Source organism: Nitrospira sp. Ecomares 2.1, assembly GCF_965152585.1.
The window spans coordinates 1509778-1529368 of sequence record NZ_OZ224219.1 but is presented as its reverse complement, the minus strand read 5'-3'; the positions used below and the strand labels follow the sequence as shown (position 1 = coordinate 1529368).

Annotated in this window: 18 protein-coding genes; 8 read left to right on the top strand and 10 right to left on the bottom strand. The window is 48.7% G+C overall.

All coding sequences use genetic code 11. The features are described 5' to 3' along the window. The first annotated feature begins 81 nt into the window (after nt 1–81). From ACWHYD_RS06655 to ACWHYD_RS06645, 3 genes are all read left to right on the top strand, one after another. Entirely contained in the window at nt 82–888 is an 807-nt protein-coding gene (locus ACWHYD_RS06655; RefSeq protein ID WP_447965132.1) for a hypothetical protein, read from the top strand. Continuing rightward, nucleotides 885–1898 (top strand): hypothetical protein, encoded by a 1014-nt coding sequence (locus ACWHYD_RS06650; protein ID WP_447965131.1) that lies wholly within the window; start codon nt 885–887, stop codon nt 1896–1898. The genes ACWHYD_RS06655 and ACWHYD_RS06650 overlap by 4 nt, the downstream gene beginning before the upstream one ends. A 255-nt stretch (nt 1899–2153) precedes the next feature. Beyond that, nucleotides 2154–2720: a hypothetical protein gene (locus ACWHYD_RS06645; RefSeq protein ID WP_447965130.1), complete on the top strand. Its 567-nt coding sequence runs from the start codon at nt 2154–2156 to the stop codon at nt 2718–2720. Between the two features lie 82 nt (nt 2721–2802). Here ACWHYD_RS06645 and ACWHYD_RS06640 read toward each other — a convergent pair whose 3' ends face one another. The 6 genes from ACWHYD_RS06640 to ACWHYD_RS06615 form a co-directional block, all read right to left on the bottom strand. Next, nucleotides 2803–3195 carry a hypothetical protein gene (locus ACWHYD_RS06640; protein ID WP_447965129.1) on the bottom strand — a complete coding sequence of 131 codons (393 nt, stop codon included), beginning with the start codon at nt 3193–3195 and terminating at the stop codon, nt 2803–2805. A 380-nt stretch (nt 3196–3575) separates the two neighbouring features. Then, nucleotides 3576–4019 carry a response regulator gene (locus tag ACWHYD_RS06635; RefSeq protein WP_447965128.1) on the bottom strand — a complete coding sequence of 148 codons (444 nt, stop codon included), beginning with the start codon at nt 4017–4019 and terminating at the stop codon, nt 3576–3578. Between the two features lie 20 nt (nt 4020–4039). Continuing rightward, nucleotides 4040–5692, bottom strand: a complete 1653-nt coding sequence (locus ACWHYD_RS06630) for an ATP-binding protein (protein WP_447965127.1) — start codon at nt 5690–5692, stop codon at nt 4040–4042. 749 nt (nt 5693–6441) lie between these two features. After that, nucleotides 6442–8766 carry a BREX system ATP-binding domain-containing protein gene (locus tag ACWHYD_RS06625; protein ID WP_447965126.1) on the bottom strand — a complete coding sequence of 775 codons (2325 nt, stop codon included), beginning with the start codon at nt 8764–8766 and terminating at the stop codon, nt 6442–6444. A gap of 181 nt (nt 8767–8947) precedes the next feature. Next, on the bottom strand, nt 8948–11224 hold the full coding sequence (locus tag ACWHYD_RS06620; protein ID WP_447965125.1) for a BREX system ATP-binding domain-containing protein: 2277 nt from the start codon (nt 11222–11224) through the stop codon (nt 8948–8950). An 80-nt stretch (nt 11225–11304) separates the two neighbouring features. Further along, a complete protein-coding gene (locus ACWHYD_RS06615; protein WP_447965124.1) occupies nt 11305–12198 on the bottom strand; it encodes a hypothetical protein in 894 nt (297 codons plus the stop codon). A 218-nt stretch (nt 12199–12416) separates the two neighbouring features. Between ACWHYD_RS06615 and ACWHYD_RS06610 the strand changes: the two genes are divergently transcribed. After that, on the top strand, nt 12417–13241 hold the full coding sequence (locus ACWHYD_RS06610; RefSeq protein WP_447965123.1) for an SDR family NAD(P)-dependent oxidoreductase: 825 nt from the start codon (nt 12417–12419) through the stop codon (nt 13239–13241). Nucleotides 13242–13275: 34 nt separating this feature from the next. Then, the gene (locus tag ACWHYD_RS06605; RefSeq protein WP_447965122.1) at nt 13276–13707 is read left to right on the top strand and encodes a cell envelope biogenesis protein OmpA; all 432 of its coding nucleotides are present in this window, start codon (nt 13276–13278) and stop codon (nt 13705–13707) included. A 118-nt stretch (nt 13708–13825) separates the two neighbouring features. On the opposite strand, the gene ACWHYD_RS06600 is transcribed toward ACWHYD_RS06605, so the two are convergent. Further along, entirely contained in the window at nt 13826–14683 is an 858-nt protein-coding gene (locus ACWHYD_RS06600; RefSeq protein WP_447965121.1) for a hypothetical protein, read from the bottom strand. 201 nt (nt 14684–14884) lie between these two features. On the opposite strand from ACWHYD_RS06600, the gene pyrE reads away from it, so the two are divergent. Together pyrE and ACWHYD_RS06590 are read left to right on the top strand one after the other, a co-directional pair. Next, entirely contained in the window at nt 14885–15478 is a 594-nt protein-coding gene (pyrE, locus tag ACWHYD_RS06595; protein WP_447965120.1) for an orotate phosphoribosyltransferase, read from the top strand. Nucleotides 15479–15784: 306 nt separating this feature from the next. Beyond that, nucleotides 15785–16204 carry a rhodanese-like domain-containing protein gene (locus tag ACWHYD_RS06590; protein WP_447965119.1) on the top strand — a complete coding sequence of 140 codons (420 nt, stop codon included), beginning with the start codon at nt 15785–15787 and terminating at the stop codon, nt 16202–16204. Between the two features lie 26 nt (nt 16205–16230). On the opposite strand, the gene ACWHYD_RS06585 is transcribed toward ACWHYD_RS06590, so the two are convergent. The 3 genes from ACWHYD_RS06585 to ACWHYD_RS06575 are packed head-to-tail and all read right to left on the bottom strand — an operon-like array spanning nt 16231 to nt 18414. Continuing rightward, nucleotides 16231–17106 carry an HD-GYP domain-containing protein gene (locus ACWHYD_RS06585; RefSeq protein WP_447965118.1) on the bottom strand — a complete coding sequence of 292 codons (876 nt, stop codon included), beginning with the start codon at nt 17104–17106 and terminating at the stop codon, nt 16231–16233. Next, complete coding sequence (locus ACWHYD_RS06580; protein WP_447965117.1) at nt 17103–17480, bottom strand: response regulator transcription factor; 378 nt, start codon at nt 17478–17480, stop codon at nt 17103–17105. Before ACWHYD_RS06580 ends, ACWHYD_RS06585 begins: the two co-directional genes overlap by 4 nt. Nucleotides 17481–17514: 34 nt before the next feature. After that, on the bottom strand, nt 17515–18414 hold the full coding sequence (locus ACWHYD_RS06575) for a tRNA (adenine-N1)-methyltransferase (protein ID WP_447965116.1): 900 nt from the start codon (nt 18412–18414) through the stop codon (nt 17515–17517). 359 nt (nt 18415–18773) lie between these two features. Here ACWHYD_RS06575 and ACWHYD_RS06570 point away from each other — a divergent pair, with 359 nt between their 5' ends. After that, nucleotides 18774–19463: a potassium channel family protein gene (locus ACWHYD_RS06570; protein WP_342349084.1), complete on the top strand. Its 690-nt coding sequence runs from the start codon at nt 18774–18776 to the stop codon at nt 19461–19463. Nucleotides 19464–19591 lie beyond the last annotated feature (128 nt).

Below are 19591 nucleotides of genomic sequence, written 5' to 3'. Positions count from 1 at the left end.
ATTACACAGAATTTTTAAGGTCATCCTGTTTGATCAATGCTGACACAGGTCTTTTCATTCTCGACCTAGAGAGCCGGCCTCATGAAGGCAAATTTGACTTCGCAAATCATTATGGTGGCCGGTTGGGTCCTTGGCAGCTTTTTTCTGGGCTGTTCCAGCGTCGAACTGACAAAGGTTCCCCAAAAACCCCTGCCCTTCCATCCCCCTCCACTGGTAGAATTACCATTGGAATTACCACCAGAAGGCGGTCCGCGACGCCCCGTCGATGCCATGTCTCCTACGACCCTATCCGCTCCCGGACCGGAGATTATCATTGTCGATTCCAACCAACCTGGCTTACGTGCCACAGCAGAACGGGATCCGGACGTGAAGACCCAATTGGGCGAGCGATTTGCCTACATCAATACCGAGAAAGTCCCTGCCGACCAATGCCTGGTAATCCTCCAGGGAGACGACTCAAGTAACTCTCGAACGACCGAACGGGCATCGAATTCCGATGCCTCCGCCTATCGGTTAACCTACTACAGTTACACCCACAATGTGGCCGTGCATGTCTGCATGGAAAACGACCGAATGTCTTCTGTCCAGCAGGATCCGCGTGAAGGCTACCAACCCGAAGAAGGTGAAGAAGAAATCACCGCCGCTATTGAACTGGCACGAGCAGATCAACGAATTGCCCAAGAGATTCAGCATCTGCACGGACATGCCATTCTCACCTCACCTGAAGAATACCGGTATTTCTGGGTGAGCGATGAAGCGGGATTTGGGGACCGCGTGTTGTGGGTCACATTTTCTGAAATGCCGGAGAGTTCGGCACTCTACTTTGCCCGAGTTGACCTCACTTCTCAGACCGTCTTGGACGCAGGCAAGGAGGCAGGACCCCAATGACTATTCCCAAACAAGAAGTCGGTCGCATGGCATCATTTCGATATTTCATCGTCGGTGTCGCATTGACCAGTGTGTTGGCTGTCAGCCCCGCCTTGGCTGACTGGGAATCCAAACCGTTTACGTGGGGACCGTGGGACCTACATCTTGAGATGAAGGATGCTGCTGGCCTAGGGCTACGCAATGTGTCTTATGAAGGCAAACAGATTTTAGGTAAAGCCGATTTGCCGGTGATCCGGGTCAAGTATGTTCGGGAGTGGCCGGCCTGGCATCCGTTTAGTTGGTTTGGGCTTGGGCGGTCCAGTGGCCGATGCGGACCATTCGAAGACCGGATCAGCCCACCGCGCCTTAAAAAGAATCCTAACTGCGATGGCAAACAGCTGTGTCAGGCCGAACATACCATCCAAGGGGTCAAGTGGTTGGAATTAGGTGTCTATGCCAAAATTGGTCAATACCATCTGTATCAAGCCTGGTATTTGAGCGAAGACGGTCGTTTATATCCCAGTGTTCAGAGCTGGAATCTCTCCTGTAATACCGACCATGATCACCATGCCTACTGGCGCCTGGATTTTGATATTGGCGGATCCGATCAGGATCAGGTCTTTGTCCTGGACCGGAATTCTACAAACGACAACGGTTGGGGGCCGGGGTGGGAAAAATACCTGGTTGAGGAGGATGCCAAGAAACCCGCCAGCAATAGCCAGGATCGCGTCTGGTTTGTGCGGGATTATCCCACCGGACAGGGTGTCTGGATTATTCCAGGTCCTTTTGATGGCCATTCGAATAATTTTTCAAATCGTGATGTCTCGATTCGAAAATTCTACCGGGATGAAGATACCGGCTGGCCATTCGGCGCACGTGGGGATTTGGAATCCAAAAGTGATGAAAGCGTCCAAGAGACCAATGTGGTCTTTTGGTATGTCGCCCATCTTCCTCATAAGGCAGCTGAAGGGGACCGACCCATGCGCTATTGGATGGGGCCACTTCTCCAGATTTATCAGGAATCTCCCTAAAACTACTCAGGACAGCGGTAATCAATACCCGAAACTTAAAAAAAGCCGCAATTCTCACGACCCCCGCTCAACAATTTCTTTTCTGAGTACCACAAAAAAGACTATTGCCTCAATCTGTTAGTCCTCGTGCAGTGCCTCATCGCCTTTTTCCGGAAAGGTTTGTTATGGTGAACCACCCATGAAAATCAGCCTACATCCCCTAGATCGGCCTTTTTTCTTTAATTTTCTATCTTCACCATTAAGGAACCTTCAGTCATGAAACTACTTTCCCGCATCCTCTGCATACGCGCCTGCTCACTCCTCGCCTATTCTTCCATCCTTCTTTTTGGACCTCTAGGGTTGGCAGAGCCCGGAATTGATGGCTTCCGCGATTTAAAATTTGGCATGACGGAACAAGACGTATCCGCTTTACCGGCCTGCAAAAGTTCGACGGAATGCCTCTATGAATTGACCGATAAAAATCGATATTTGGAGTTAACCTACTTACCCGACACAGTTCCAGGCACACCCGAACCGGTCCGGAAACTGGCAAAAATTACCATCGATATGGGGCAATTCACGGAGGACTGGTTCGAGCAGTTACAAATAATCTTAGGAGATAGTTATCACCTCACACAGGACCTCACCGAACCGACCAAGCAATCGTTTCTTGCTGGAAAACAAAACGAGCTGAATTTGGGGTTTGAAGAGGGACAGGTATTATTGAAGGTCGTACGCCGTCCGTTCGGGAACCTGGCGTTGAAGGTTGTGTATCAAAATGCGGCCCTTGCGAAAGGATTCATTCAACAGAGCCAAGTTGCGGCGACTGCCTCGTCTAACTGAACTTCCTGCCAGGAGTCCAAGTGCCACATATCATTGCGGATGAGGCGATTCCCCTCTCCCTCAGCCTTCTTCGTGTTGAGGATTAGGAAGCTTGTTTGGGCACAGAACTAATTGTAGGCACCAGCAGGCGAGGTCGGAGACTTTCCTCTTTCACAAAGAAGGAAATGGGCAATGTCACCACCCCGGTTTTTCGTTGTTGATGCATCAACTTCCGCCAACAGCGCCGACACAGATCATGATCCTTTAACGAGACTGCACGTCCTAATTTACTGGAATGGGGATTTCGTCTGGGAGAAACAAAGACTTTGACCTCACTGCCACATTTGGCACAACAGGTTATACCGGTCGCACTGCCTCTTGACGCCCGGTGGGTCACCAGCCCAACGCTTTCGGCTATATATTTTCGTTTTGGATTCCATGCTTGATCTTGTGTCATCACGGATTCAGGTATATCCCATGTGAGCATTCGTCTCATGGCCCCCTCCTTGGAAAGATTGGTAGGAAGATTCGTATCTATTACCCGGAGCAAGGGATATGCCGGGGGCCAAACTGCATAAGATAGAGAAGAGAAAACCTTATGAAAACAAAAGATAAGAGATTCAAGATCCGAAAGGCTGGACTCAGGAAGCTAGGCAGATTGCGCGGTGAACGGGCATTTCTTTCTTATTTGATGTCACTGAAAAGTTGACACCTGTTGGAACCTTTGACAGACAGAATGGGAGCGGGAATAATCCAAATCTCATGAAAAGGTTGTTCAATATACGCGACCAGGAATGACTGCACCATCCCTCGGATCCTCGCAAAGCAACCAGACGCCCCCCAACCAGGTTAGTAACCCTATGGACCTCACATGTATCACACCCTTTCCGGTGCCGATTCATTTAAAATCAGCCAATAGAGCCCAAGGTTTTGAACCGCCTGAGAGAACTCTTGAAAGTCCACTGGCTTACGAACATAACTATTGGCACCAAGTTGATAGCTTTTCACAATGTCCTGCTCTTCCTTGGACGACGTGAGCACAACCACCGGGAGAAACTTTGTCCGATCATCAGCTCGCAACCGTCGAAGCACTTCCAGCCCGTCAATCTTGGGAAGCTTGAGGTCCAACAGGATTATTTGAGGCATGTTGCTTAAATCCCGACCGGCATGAGCTCCGGTTCCGAATAAATATTCCAACGCCTCTACACCATCACGGGCCACCACGACTTCATTTTTTATATTGTTTTTCTTGAGCGCCCGCATCGTCAGCTCTTCATCATCGGGATGATCTTCTACTAACAAAATTGCTTTGTTCGTCATCGTCTCCTCCTTCGTTTCCCTTACAACGTAAAATGAAAGGTTGCGCCCTTGCCTACGACTCCCTCTGCCCAAATCTGACCGCCATGCCGTTGAATTATCCGATGCACCGTCGCCAGTCCCACACCCACTCCAGGATATTCAGTATAGGCATGAAGCCGTTGAAACGCCCCGAAGAGTTTATGCACATAGGTCATATCAAAACCCGCCCCATTGTCGGTGACGAAGTAGGCGGCCTGCCCTTTGTATTGCCCATAACCGAATTCGATACGAGGGTGAGCTTGTTGCTGGGTAAACTTCCACGCGTTACCTAACAAATTTTCTAGAACCGCCCGGAGTAATTGCGGATCAGCGGTGGCGAATACATCATTGGCCACAATACATTCTACCTGCCGGTCCGGCTCCACCTTCTGCAAGTCGTCAAGAACCCCCCGAACTACGGCGCTCATATCAAAGGTCTGTGTATGAATTTCAGCCCGAGTCAATCTGGCAAGATTGAGCATGGCATCGATAAGCTGAGACATTCGTTGACTGGCAGTCCGCACCCTACGCAAATAACTTCGCCCTGACTCATCAAGCTTTTCATCATAGTCTTCCAGTACCGCCTGGCTAAACCCATCGATGCCCCGCAAGGGGGCCCGCAAGTCATGGGAGACCGAATAACTAAATGCCTCAAGTTCTTTATTACTCGCCTCAAGTTGCGCCGAACGCTGAACCAACTGGGAATTGAGTTTGCGTATGTCCTCCTCGGCCCGCTTCCGCTCCGCAACCTCCCGAATGAGTTCCGCATTTGAGGCAGCCAACTTTCCCGTTCGCTCCTGGACTCGCTTTTCCAGATTATCTTTCGCCTGCCGAAGGGTATCTTCGGCCAATTGGCGATCATGAATCTCTAATTCCAAATGTTTGTTGACACTTTGCAGCGCGCCGGTTCGGTCTCGAACCTCCTCTTCCAATTCGCTTGCTACCCGTCCGAGCTTTAAGACGACTAACCAGAATCCTCCCATCCAAATGACGACCAACATCCCCATCAATCCATAAGTTCCGAGCCAACTCATGCCCATGATTGTCTCTACCGAATTAATGGGATAGACAACCTCCAACAAGCCGCCCACTTGCCCGATCTGCCAATCACGCTTCGGACTATCCGGATGTCTGTTATGACACTCCACACATTCCTTCTGCATTCGATCGGCTTTCGCAAAACGGAGGGACTCACGCCCATCGACTTGTTCAAACCGATAGAATGGCTCATCAGAATCAGGATGTTGCGCGAAAAATTCCCAGGCCTCTCCCTGGAAGCTATCCATAAGTCCCCCTGATTTCACTCTATTTTGAAACGGATAGGGGCTCATTAACTTCAATTGTTCGCCTGGTCGCCCGGCCACCAATCGACGACCCAGATCCCGGCTTAGAGTCGCAGGGAGAGGGATTTCGCCCTGATGGTCTCGATACCCTTCCGAGGCTTCGATTCCCTGGGCATGAAGACGTTGAACAACCTCGACGGTGTACCATATCCGCATCTCATTCAATGCTCTGGTATAGATCTCGGATCCCCGAAAGGCCATGACCGTCACCATTTGAGATTTCAATTGGGAAATATGCAAATAAATCACGATAAGGCAAAGTCCAAAGAGCACGGATAACAGCAAAATCGTATGCTGGTGTAAGAGCTCCATGGCTCCCATGATCCTGTTCACACAGATGCGCCACAGTCTCAAAACCGACAATGGCAATTCTTTACGAGGCGTCAACTCAGATACAGACAAAGGTCTTTCCTATTCTCAATTCAGGCTTTTCAAACCCCTCCCTCTTCGAGGGCGGTCCTCTGCCTTACGCTATCGGATCATTACCAACTAAATTGAGCCTCGTTCCAATTTGAGCCCTCCCTCAACCCATTGCCCCGATAATGTTGCCTTGCAATTTCTTCCAATGAATTGCGCTTGAATCGGCCGCCATATGTAGATCAAACTGTTCAAATCATTAAGGGTACACATCCGATCATTGATATGATTCTGTACCTTCAATGTGAGAGCGGAAAGGAGGGGAAGCACATCAGAAGCCACCGATGGGTCTCATCTGGGCTCCTGTATCATGACCGTTCTCCACCAATAACCTGGTACTGCCATCCTATTGTTCCCGGTGAAAATTTGGAATTTGCACCGCCAGTCTTGACTGGCACGTCAACTAATCAGACCTGATTACGTCTGGAAGGGATGGAGGGGAAGAAGGGAATCCCAATTGGGTAAAATTGCTCACGAGGTATTGCACTGGGAGCTAACATCCATCGCAAAAAATGCCACCGAAGCAGAAGCCAGCCGATTGGAAGACAACCCGACCCTCACGCTACTAAATTAAGCCACTCATTCCCCGACGATAGGATGGCCGCTGCGCATTTCGGTCGACCCTTCCCGGCTGGCCCCCTTACTCACACGGGAGCTTGATTTTGTAAGGCGACTGCCATCAAGCATTCTTCCGACTCTGATATCTTTCCAGGGTCAGTGTCATCACCCATACTGGGCTCCAGTTCCTGATCCTCGTCATACGTTTGCCGCACATCAAGAATTTCAATGTCCAACTGGGCATCAGGGTACAATCGTCGCAAGTCCCATTCGGTAATCCACCCTCGCACATACTCGCGCATCCGGGTACTGGATAATTTTTCTACAGCGGAAACGGGTGGCGGTGTCCAGCTATAGGCGGACCCATGAAGCGTCCGAAGCCGCTCATATAACGCATCTACCATTGATTCATAGGGACGAACTAATGGTTCGCCCTCCTGTTCAATAAGCCGGATACCCTGGACCGCCTGCAAGGCTTGCATATGAGCTTCATCCGTCGATTCCTCCTGACACATCTGCTCAATTTTCTGAGAATCCTGTTTTTCTTCCAAGACCACACTTTGAAAATCATCGGTCAAAGCCACAATGGCCCCAATAGCCGGACATGAATGATCGGCTAGCACCCCCATCCACCGCGCCACCTCCATATAAGACTTAGTCCGTTGCTTAAAGGAATACCGACCAATGATCTCCGCTTCATCAATTAACAGGATCCACCCTTTATAGCCGGCAGCGACCATCAAGCGCGAAACAAATTGAAACCGGTCCAAGGCCAAATCCTGACTGGATATTTTATTAAACACATACGGGTTTTCCGGCGGACACCCCTGAAGGTATTTATTGAGTTGGCTATTACTTATAGGATCTCCTGCCCAATACCGGATCATACGATGACTCAGCTCCGGGTCATTGATCATCCGCTCATAGAGATACAGGCTGGCAGCAAATCGGGAATCGCAGACCTGGTCCTTCCGATGCACCCAATCAAATAAATCGGCATACTGCGGGCTTTGGAAATTCAGTTCACCGGCTATTTCGGTTAGAGCATCGCCATGTTTTCCGGGAACAATGGCATTATTGATGGCTGCACGAAAGAAGGGCACTCCATTGTACAATGGAGTCTCCTTACTGATTACAATGGGACTACAGACAAAGTTCTGCTCCAGCGCCACCTGTTGCAACGCATGAAGAAGATGGGACTTTCCACTCCCAAACCCTCCTTCAATCACGATACCCTTTGTAGGCATTTCATGAGGAACGTTTGCCTCCATCTGTTGAATCAGCCGTCTGAATTTTCCCTCCAGGTCCGGTTGGTGGCTTCCAAGTACCTGCACCACATCACGATTCGGCACCCCGGATCGCAAGGCTTCCATGGCTCGTTGATGTCCAACATCACCATTGGCCATGGCAGGCCGGTCATTGTATTCCCTCTTTCCGGTATCGTGGGCGTCCCCGGGCTGTTGAGATCCAAGACGAATCAAAGCCCCTAATGGGTTTTGGTATTGACGATCACGGACTTCGTCCCAAATACGCAACTTCAGCGCCTCATACCGATTGAGCCCCCGACGCTCATCTGTCAAAAATTCTTGCGGTACGTGGACCACCAGCAGAAAACTTTCCAATTCATCCGTCCCATCAATAAACTGGCGAAGCATTTCGTAGGCATCTAACGTGGCCGAGACGCCATAATACAAGCCTTCAGGATCGTCAGGTTTCTTACTGAGCAAACATCGACTCAAGTCCAGGGACACGACTAACCCTGTTATCCCTACTAACCGTAACCAACGGCATAACGAAACAAACATATATCGAGCATTCGTCCGGTTAATTTTCTGAAAAATAAGGGCTTCTTTGAGAGCTGAAATCTGACGAATCTCCCCGCCCAGCCAGGACTTAACCGGTTCGGTCATAAAGGGGACTTCCGAGCCAGAGTCCATTTGGCCCAAACACAATCGGATCATGGCCATACGAAATTCCTGGCACATCTGCGTATCTCGATAGATGGCCCGCTCTAACCAACTATTTAAATCTCGTCGCAATAAAGGTTCCGCCCGTTCATTCATCCGGGCGACTCCAGCCATGCAAAACTCTTCTTTGTTCTCCGGGATTTGGTACCCATTTTCTTGAAGAAGTCGACGAACGAATTGTGAAGCCAGGTCATCCCATGGAATTCGACGAGCAATTTGATGAAAGAATTTATCCATCATATGAATTTTGGTGTCTTTGGCATCAACCGAAATGCAGGCATACCCTTCCTGCTGAGCCAGGACCGCCAAATGATTTTGGACGCCCACTCTATCCGGGTCAGAGTCTGTCACCACAAACTTGACCGATGAGCCTCCTTGCCCAATAAATCGTTGCAGATATTCTTGCCGAAGCGTATAAAACCATTCTTGGGGCCGTAACTCCATTGGTTGTATCCTTCACAGGTTAAAAAGTCACATGCAAACGCGGGTTGGTTTTTACAGGCTGACGAAAAGACCGTGATCTATGCTGAAGAAACGTGTACTCCGCCCTCGAAAGTTTCGATTTGAATATTTTGCTCGCCATATTCAAAAATCCTGATGACGGCGATTTTGGTCAAACCCCGGATTAAATGGATTCGGAGAGTGCCGGGTGAAGCATTCCTTCCTGATCACCTTCTAATTCACGATCTTCTGAATAATCTTGTCGAATTTCCGTTAGTTCAATTTCGACTTTTTGTGTTGGATCAAGACGTGTTAAATCCCATTCGGTAATCCAACCTTTGACATATTCACGCATCCGGGTGCTGGATAACCGCTCAATCGTGGGGACCTGAGGTGGTTCCCACCCATACGCCGCACCATGAATGGAACGAATTTTATGGTAGATTTCCTCCACCAGCTGATCATAGGGACCAACCAAGGGTATGCGCTCGCATTCGATGAGTCGCATGCCCTGTTCCGCTTGGCGGGACAGCACTAAATCGGTTTCTGATCCTGTTTCACGCAGTTTTTCTGGCACTTTTTCCCGATCACCTTTTTCATCCAGAATCGCACTTTGAAAATCATCGGTTAGCGCCATCACCGCCGCCAATCCGGATTTATAGCCAAGATCCGCAAAGCTGGAAGCTTCCAGTCTACCCAGCCACCTGGCTAATTCCGCATAGGATTGGGCTCGCTGCTTAAAGGAGTACCGTCCAATAATTTCCGCTTCGTCGATCAGTAAAATCCAACCAGAATATCCAGCCGCAATCATGAGTCGTGAAACAAATTTAAACCGTTGCAACGCCATCTCCATTGGCGAGACCCGTTCGAATCGATAAGAGACATTGGCATCGCAGGATTTGAGATATCGCTTGATTTCAGCATCGGTCAAGGGGTCCCCTGCCCAAAACCGAATGATCCGATGACTGAGTTCCGGGTCATTGACCATGCGTTCGTACAAAAATACCGTGGCAGCAAAGCGCCCATCAATTTCCCCGCCTTGACGATGCACCCATTCGTAAAAATTTGCATACTGAGGACTCTTGAAATTCAAATCTGCTGCCACCTCCGCCAAGACATCTCCTCGCTTTTCGGGGATTTCAGCAGACTCAATGGCAGATCGAAACATCAATGCGGGACTATACAGAGGCGTTTCCTTACTGATCACGACCTTGCTACATACAAATCTGGAATCCAAGGCCATGTGGCTTAAGGATTCCAGTAGGTGGGATTTTCCCGTTCCAAATCCTCCTTCAATCAACATCCCTTTTGTAGTCCAACCCTTATGTATGCTGGCCTGGGCATCCTGTAACATCTGTTGAAATTTGGATTTGACCATCGGTTGTGGACAGCCTAACGCCTTGACGACGCCTTGACTCGGTACACCCGCCCGCAAGGATTCAATGACCCGTTGATGCTGTACATCTTCTTTTCGGCTTCCCACTCTTGCCAGGAGACTGCCCTGGGTAAATTTTTCGGTCTGGTCGGTCAGTCTGACCATGGGCGCAAAAGGATTTTGACGGGTTTTATCCCGGACATCATCCCAGATTCGAAGCTTTAAGGCTTCATACCGATTCAGCCCCACCCGTTGATCCGAGAGAAAGGCTTGTGAGGTGACAACCACGACCAACAACCCTTCGATTTCATCACTGCCATCAATGAATTGTCTCAGCATTTCATAGGCATCCATGACCGCAGAGGGCGAATAATTCAAAGAGGTGGCCCCGACATCCTTCCCGCCTGTAAAGGCTGAAATATCGATGGTCAGAACCATACCGGGTTTTCCCGCCAGGCGGGTCCAATGGGACAAGGACGCAATGAGGTCACGCGCATTACTGCGGGTGACCTTTTCAAATATTAATAACTTTTTGAGAGTAGCCATTTGCTTCAGTTCGCCTCGAAGCCAGGCCCTGATCGCTGCCGGCTCTTTAGACGGACTGTCAGGTAATTCCAGCTGGGCTAAACACAACTGAATCATGGCCAATCGAAATTCCCGACTCATGTGAAAATCCTGAAACAAGGCCCCTTCCAACCAGGCATTCATTTCTCGCTTCATCATGGATTCATCGCAACTATTGAGAGAGGCCACAGAAGACCAGCAACATTCCCCCCTTCGTTCAGGAATCTTCCATTGATGTTCTCGAAACAGCTTTTGGACATATTCAAACGCCAAGGCATCCCAATCGATTTGTCTGGCCATTTCCTTAAACAGAAGATCAATGAGTTGAACTTTCGTACAACAAGAATCTGCGTGAATCGTGACAAAGCCCTGCTCTCGTGACAGGTCCCCCACCTCCATGCTCACAGACTTGGTGTTCTGAGCCTCGTCCACTACCGCAAATTTGACGGCCGATCCTCCCCGACGAATAAACCCTTGGAGATAGGCGGATTTCAGAACGTTCAACCATTCCTGTGGAGACATAAATTTTTCCTCAATATCCTGTTAATCTAGTTCGTCTTCTCGGCTCACCCTAGGGAAACTTAAATACCATCCCGACCCGCTTATCCCGCCTGGACAAAGGAAATTCCATAATAAGTTTTCTCCCGTCCCCCTTGCGCAATCACGGTTAACGTCTTGGTGGCATCCCGCACCCCGGTACTCGCATGAAAGTTTGCCCGATGATTGTTTTTGGTGGTAATGGTTCCACTTTTATCCAGTAGATAGACGTCCCGCCCAAATTCTTGTCTCGTGTATTCACTGGCCTGCCAAGGAAGGAGCGTAAGAAGTTGATAGAGTTCCAAAAGTGGAATCACAGTTCCTTTACCAATGAGATGCTTCCCTCGACCCGCCACCACGATGGAATAGGCCGTAAAAACCATCTCGAGAAACGTTTGTGGTTTAAATCGAAGGGGTTTATTTTGAACTTCCTTTAATCGTTTGACCAAGACCGAAGGACGAAGCCGATTTTCCCGCATTCGGTCAATGGCGACCGCCCGTTCTTTATGAAGTATGCGCAATAAGACTGGATAGGAAAACAAATACCCATCGTGTTCATAGAGATTGACACCCATTTGCTGTGCAGTCGTGAGAAGTTCCTGGCGAAACGCTTTGCCCTCCAGGTACCCGGCTTCATCAAAGTTCAGACGTTCCTGGGTTTTCACAAAGTCACAACCCAAACTCAGCGTCACCTCTTTCCCTTCCTCTAATAATTTTCGAAGATTGATCAAATCCCCCACTTTTGCGGCATCTTTAATTTTTTTAAACGAGGCCATCACCTGCTTTGTCGTCTTTACTAATCCTCCGGCTTGTTCTTCAATATCAGCCAGGGCCTGCTCTAAATTGACGTTTTTTATGACAGCCTTTGATGGTGTGGCGGCATCAGGCAACTCAAGCACACCAATCGCCGAGCTCGACCCGCAGGCTTTCAACCTATTGTCAATTCCGTCGGCACTCATATCGGTTATCGAGTCCTCTGGTTTGTGGTGAGTTCAGGCAATCGGCTTCAAATAACCGATTGATCGGCGCATACCGGTTTTATTCGGCACATCCTCGATAATTCTTAATAATTTCCGGCTTATTTCATGATCATGCTTTGTTTAAAACCCATAACGACTTTTTTATGCTCAGCGCTTAACATTCAATCCAGAGTTGACCTGTAGGAAGAAAGCCTTTTATGGTTGAACGATTTATTCAGATTTTTTCCATGGAAAATATCACGCCATTTGCTGTCATCACAGGAGCTTCACGAGGGATTGGAGCCGAATATGCCAGAGCCTTAGCAACTCAAGGTTTTGACCTTCTTTTGGTTGCCCGGGACCAAAACCGTCTACTTGAATTATCCAAGGAGATTCAACAGACCACTTCTATTCAGGTCTGGACAGAAACACTGGATTTGGCCAGACCTCACGCGGCGGAAATCCTTTACAGTTTGGCTCAATCATTTCGGCCTCATGTGTCATTGCTTGTCAACAATGCCGGTTTTGGCCTGTATAGTTTATTTGCAGACATGTCACTCCCAACTATTCAAGACATGCTACAGGTCCATATCCATGTGACCACAGAAAGCACAAGACTCTTCCTACCCGATATGATGAATCGACGGCAGGGTGCAATTATCAATGTGGCGTCCGTAGCAGGATTTTTCCCAATTCCCTATATGGCGGAATATGCCGCCACCAAAGCCTTTATCATATCTTTTTCTGAAGCCGTGGCGATGGAGGCCAGGGAAAGGGGGGTGACCATCCAGGTGTGCTGTCCCGGCTATACCGAAACCGATTTCCATAAAACGGCAGGACATTGTCCACGCCACATGGCTTCCCCTCACACTCCACGGGACGTCGTACAAAAATCATTAAAGGCCCTAAAATCCAAGCAATCCCTCGTGACTATTGGGTGGCAAGGACTGGCAACACACTGGATCACTCCATTCATTCCTAAAAAATGGCTCATGCGTCTAAGCGCCAGATTTGTTCGGCCACCAAACACCCTCTCTCATTAAACACACGATTTCCTATATTAAAGGAGCACAGAGCATGCCCCATTCCCATTTTCAGTCCTTTATTGTCTCTCTTAGCATCTCTAGTGTCTGCATTCTAGGCTTTGGGTGTTCTGGCCCTCGCCCGGTCCTCTATCCCAACGATCATCTTCAACAAGTTGGCCCCGATCGAGCTGAACAGGACATTGAGGAATGCAAACAGCTTGCAGAGGATTATGTCCCAGAACACGAAGCCTCGACAGTGGCCGGGAATACTGCCGTTGGGGCGGGAGCAGGGGGTGCCGTCGGAGCAGTCAGTGGCGCCCTTCGAGGAGGAGTGGGTATTGGAGCAGCCATAGGTGCCGCGACAGGTGCGACCATTGGCTTTATTCGTGGCTTATTCCAGGCTTCGCAACCCACACCAGCCCACCAGGCGTTCGTCAACCGATGTCTTTCGGAACGAGGTTACGATTCGATTGGTTGGGAATAGATCAGGGAAGGAACATGAAGGAAATGGCGTGAGGACAGCTCAAGACGCTATCCTTGGAGGTTATCACCTTGAGCAAATCCGGTATTGGAACTTGCCCCACAGGAAAATCAAGGAACATTTAGAATGAGGGGTTTTCTGCACGACGAAGCGCTCGCATCAACACGGGATCTTGATAAGCCACTTCACTTAAGGCGTCCAACATATGAAGGCCTTTTTCCTTGGCGAGAGCTTTGGCTTTACTGAATTGGCGTGAATTAAAGCGAGCCACGGATGGCTGGCCATTGATAATCTGACAGGCAAGGCCCCCACCATCTTTCAGCGCAAGAGTCCCCCCGTGATCGAACAACGCACGGGTCTCCTCTATGCTGATGCCATGCAGTTGCGCAAAATCATGGAGCCCACTGATCTCAATCAATCGTCCATCAGGCATGACACATTTTCGTTTAAAATGAGGAGACCAATCTTTTCGAAAATCAATAAATTGAATGTCTCCACCACACGAGATACCCGAGTCGACTTTTGTCAAATCAATTCCTAAATTTTTTTGCCGCAACCGATCCTGCAATTCCTGAGGAAGTCCTCGATAAAAAACCCGCTCCATGGCTTCTTCCAACGTCACACCATAACTTTGACGCATGCGCTCCGCCGCCGCATATTGCTCAAGATCCATGACCCACGTGTGTTTCGGATCTTTGCCAAGAGGATCCACGCGACACACGAATGCGCCTTTTGTAACCAGCGTACCTTCATGCGGATAGAGATAAACCCCCCCGTCTTGAAGCACGCCCGTTATGTCTTCAAGAGGAATATCATAACTTTCAGACAGGACTCGTGCATGCATCTCCAGATCTTCGGGTTCCGTCATTCCGCACACCATTACATTTCCAGGGGGATCATAATCCGTATAGTTCTCTAGAATATTATAAAGAACCGGAGGCTTTTCTTTTTTCAATGGACGTTTTTTTACTTTAAACATTCGATACACTCCTTCACGCTGAGTTCTTTTTTGGCCTTGGAGTTCTTAACGCTCAAGGGGGGAGGAGGCAAGATTCGCCCAACACCATCGCATTCCGATTTCACTCGAACATTCCCCTTATATCACCATAATCTTTTCCGCGCCCTGTTGCAGATCTTGAAGTCGTAATGGTAGAAGGAATTCGCCTATGACTCAACCATAATGTCCTATAAACTTCCTATGCCCAAAAATGCCCTCATTCAGGCCTTCCATCAGCTGGAAGCCTTCAAATGGAATCAGCAAGAAGGCTTTCGCCTCGCCTCAGGGAAAACCAGCCCCTATTATGTTGACTGTCGTATTGTATTGGCTCATCCGCACTCACGTCATCTTGTGGCTCAATTAGCCTATCACCGGCTTAAATCCTTAGATTTCACGCTTATTGGCGGGTTGGAAATCGGAGCGATTCCCCTGGCCACCTGCATTTCGGATTTTGGCTATAGAGCCGATCCACAGCGGGAATGGCGAACGTTCGTCGTACGCAAACAACCTAAGGATCATGGATTGGGCAAATTAATTGAAGGCACTATTCATCCCGGGGAAACAGCTTTAGTGGTCGACGATGTCTTAACAACAGGCGGATCATTGGTAAAGGCCGCAGAATCAGCTCGCGCTCAGGGCTTAATTGTGACACATGGGTTAGTAGTTGTGGATCGATCCGAAAATGAAGGGAAAAGCCATCTGGCCCACATGGGCATTCAATTGCTCCCCCTTCTCACCTTGGAAGATTTAAGACAAACTTCTCCTTCCACCCGGTAAGTCCTCAAACTATTCCCCCCACGGTTGGACACCTCAGCCAATCCTTACAGCCTCAACGGGTAGGCATCCTATTTTTCTAACACGATCCATCTCAAATTAATCGATGATGCCCTTTTCAATTTCATAACCTTGGCGGGACTCTTCTATTCGGGATAACTCGCTTGACCGTCCCTCCTAACCAACCATACAATTTTAAAACAATCGCTCAACAATATCCTGCTCAATTTCCTTTTCAAATGGGACAATGCCATTTTCCTTAACTTCTTCAAAACAAGAAAGCCATTCCCAATACTATGGAGGATAACCATGAAACGTTTATTTTTCTCCCTAACAATCGCTCTTCTTTTCTCGGGATGGTGGAATCTCCCCATCGTTACTGCTGAGCCCTATCTTTTAACAGTTCAGCAACTTAAAGCAGGACTTGAAAAGTCTTCCCAGTCCAAACAAAAAGGATTTGTGCTCATCGACGTTCGGAGTCCGGACGAACATATGAGTGGCTTCATTCCCGGAACGGATTTCAATATCGATTTTCGAGAAATGCAAGGACGACACCGAGAGCTCAACGCGAAACTGGATCAGCACATCGTGGTGTACTGCCAATCCGGACACCGCAGCAATATTGCTGCCGAAACCTTAATGGGGTTGGGCTATCAGAATGTCTATAATGTGGAAGGAAGTATGAATGCCTGGACAGAAGCTGGATATTCTATTGAACACCCCAAGTAATCAATGACGGCCTGCTGCAAAGTACATTAGTTTTCCGCCACGGTGGAATAGATGCCGTTAAAGTTCTGGTGCATCTCCCGAAAGGCTTCCAAAAGAAGTGGATCAAAATGTGTCGGCTTTGTACGGTCGTTCCCGTTCAAAATGATGTCGCATGTCTTCGCATGGGTAAACGCTGCTTTGTACGGTCGTCGGCTCCGTAAAGCATCGTAAAGGTCACACAGCATCACAATCCGCCCGGTTAGGGGAATCTGTGTTCCCTTTAGACCTCGAGGATATCCACTTCCATCCCAACGTTCATGGTGAGTCAGCGCGACTTCTTTAGCCATCTCTAGCAAGGGAGACGTCGAGCCATCCAATAGACTCGCTCCCAACAAAGGATGTTGCTTAATCGATTGCCATTCTTCTTCCGTCAATGGCCCCTGCTTGCCAAGCACAGCATCTGGCACCCCAATTTTCCCAACATCATGCATTGGAGCAACCGCAAATAAGCAACGAGCGCGTGGCTGATCCCAGCCAATAGCCAACGCAAGCGAATGCGAGTAATGGCTTAATCGTTCAATATGCGCACCGGTTTCCTCATCTTTATAGCGTGACGCACGGGCTAAGCGAAGAATAGTATCGGCATAGGCCTGCTCCAATTCACTATTCTTCCGTTGTTCTGCTTCCAATGACAGTTTAAGGTCCCTGGCGTAGGCAAGCATTTGGGCATGAGCTTTTTTAAGCTGTTGGGTTTTCTGACCTTCCTGTTCCAACATCTGCTTGAGATCTTTGGCATAGGCCATGAGCTGCAAGCGAGCCGCCTGAAGTTTCCCTGTGGCAGATTCTTGGGAAGCTTCGTCCTTTGAATGACCCATTAAGGATGAAGAAGGAATCCCATCCTCCGCGGGCTTACCCTTCCTCATGAGGCAAGTACCTCGCGAACTTTTTGAATCAACTCTAATGGGCTGAATGGCTTGACCAAATAGCCTGCAAGGTTAAGGGAAGCCATCTGCTCACGTGCATCTATCCCATCTTTCGCGGTTAACATAACAATTGGAATTCTGGCCGTATCGGAGCGTAAGCGAATGTTTCGCACCACCTCACACCCATCGAGACCCGGCATCATCCAATCGAGAATCAACAGATCGGGTATGTGAGTGCAAACTGCATCCATGGCTGCACAACCATCAACTGCGGTGAGAATCCGATAGGAGGGGTGTTCAAGGGTGACTTGGACCAACAGCCTAAGATCTTCCTCATCATCGGCAATGATGATCGTTTTTACGGGACCCACCATGGTAATGATTTCCTGCTGGTTGGCCCATTAGGGCTCAGGGAGTATCTAATCCATTGCCGGCATATTCATCCTCCTTGATGAGTTGATCCTCTGACTGGGATTCAGGTTCGATAGTATTCGATTGCTCCGTTTGCCAAATATTTTTTTCGACTTTTCTGGCCACGGTGATAAAACCTGAATGGGCAACCATACGATGGTCAGGCCGGACACTTCGGCCTTTAATGTTCCAAGTCCGCAATAACGTTTCAAAATTTTGAACCATGGTAAAAACCCGGCTCTGCTCCAAAGCCTGTACCGTTTGCATGACCTGCGGCACCGTCGGGACATAACTCAGATACAGCCCCCCCGAACGTAATGCCCTGGCGGCATGAGGAACTACCCTCCATGGCTCTGGAAGATCCAACACGACCCGATCAAACATCCAGGAAGACGTCCCTTCCCCAATTTCGATACCTTCATAGGCATCACGAATCTGAAGAAAATGGTTGGGAACCTTTCCCATAAACCGTTCGATATTTTTCGTAGCGGTAGCCGCAAAATCCTCCCGCATTTCATAGCTCACCACACACCCCCGATCCCCCACCGCACGCAGAAGGGCCATGGTTAAGGCTCCCGATCCTACACCAGCTTCAAAGACCCTGGCGCCTGGATAAATATCAGCCCACATTGGGATGACGGCCAAGTCTTTGGGATAAATCACCTGAGCTCCTCGAGGCATTTTCAAGGTATACTCAGCTAATGTTGGATGAACGGCAACCATTAATTTCCCATTGGAAAACTGGACCACAGTACCATCCGGTTTTCCAATAATGTCATCATGGGCAATCCGGTCTCCACTATGTTGGAAGATTTCTCCGGCTTTCAGTGTGACGGCATACGGCCGCTCTTTCTTGTCGATTAAATGAACCCGTTCCCCAGATTGAAAATTTTTCATAAGGCACGCATCTTAGCAAGGCTTTTCTTCAATTTGATACCCATCATAATGGTGGAGACTTCATGAAAAGTATGACGCGACAACCCGCCGACATTTCAATTTGAATATTCTTGACACCCTCCGCATTCAGACGTATGATTGAGTAACTTCAGTCGTGACATACCTACGCTACGAATTTTTCCAATTGACCAGATTCTTTAACCTTGAAAGTGCCCCCCTTGTGCGTATGTTCTCAATATGCAAAACACCGAACCGCCGCTCTAAAACGGATCAGAAGGATTCCCTTCCACAGCAATTTTTGCTGCTCTTAAAACAGGAATAGTCGCGTGGCGAGAACAGTAGTCGTGACCTAATCTATTATGAAACGCCTTTTCACAGTCATTGGCCTTGGGCGCTTCGGCTATAGCGTTGCACAAGGATTGGTTACCAAAGGATGCGAAGTACTTGCCATCGACAAGGATGAGGAAAAAATCCAGGCGATCAGTGACATTGCCACCTTCGCTGTCCAATGCGATGCGACTGATGAACGAGCGTTAAAAGCGGTAAGCGCGCAAAACGTCGATGTCGCAGTCGTCAGTATCGGTGAAAACATTGAGGCTAGCATCCTTATTGTTCAAACACTCAAGGAAATGGGGGTAAAATCTATTGTGGCCAAAGCCGTGGCCCCAATTCAGGGAAAAATTCTAATGAATCTGGGGGTTGATGAAGTTATCTATCCCGAACGGGATGCGGCCGTCCGTCTCGCCCACCGCCTGGTTTCCCCCAGCGTACTTGAATACTTAGAGTTGGCTCCGGGCTTCAGTGTGGAGGAAGTGTCCGTTTCAGAGAGCCTGTCCGGATTGAGTCTCGAGGATGTTAAATTACGCGGACAGCATAACTTGAATGTGATTGGGATAAAAAAACAAGTTACCAGGATGGTCAAAGGACGTATGATGAAAGAAGAAATCTTTAATTTCACTCCCAAACCGGATGACGTCATTGAAAAAGGTGATGTGCTGGTTATGATTGGCCGGGAAGAAGATTTAGACCGTTTTTGCAATAACGTGTAAGAAATATAACAGTTCTGTCAATTAGCTCTGCACTTTTTCCTTCCGCATCTTCCACCATCTTGAAACTTGTTAGTCTTTCCCCTTTCGCACTATCCAGGGAATTGGATGGGCTACCGATTTCTTTAATA